General features: G+C 61.1%; 1 pseudogene. It reads left to right on the forward strand.

Annotated features, from left to right (window positions below):
* Positions 1 to 147: 147 nt before the first annotated feature.
* Positions 148 to 440, forward strand: a pseudogene (locus AC1DGP_RS35345) (integrase core domain-containing protein); the annotation flags it as partial.

Here is a 440-nt window from a genome sequence, read left to right on the forward strand (position 1 = left end):
TCATGGTTGGCCTCGCTCCAAAGTGTTGTCTCGACAACCTCACTTTAGAGACCTGCTGGCCGGCCATGACCGCCGTGACGGCGCGCTGCGCTACGCAAGGCTTCGCGCGCCGTCAGGCAACGGTCGAGCCTCTTCCCAATGTGCTACGGAATCCAGTTCACCTTCCCGGCTCGTTACGCCGACGGGCCGACAGCTCGTTACATCACCCACATGTTCGACATGCGGTGCCRCGAGAATGGCATCGAGCATCGCCTCACCAAGGTGAAGCAYCCCTGGACCAACGGGCAGGTYGAGCGGATGAACCGCACCATCAAGGAAGCGACCGTCAAGCGCTTCCACTATGACGATCATCGCCAGTTCGAGGCGCACCTCACAGACTTCGTTGCCGCCTACAATTTCGGCCGCCGGCTGAAGACCCTTAGGGGGCTCACACCCTACGA

The sequence above is a fragment of the Allobosea sp. 05T433 genome (assembly GCF_056396065.1).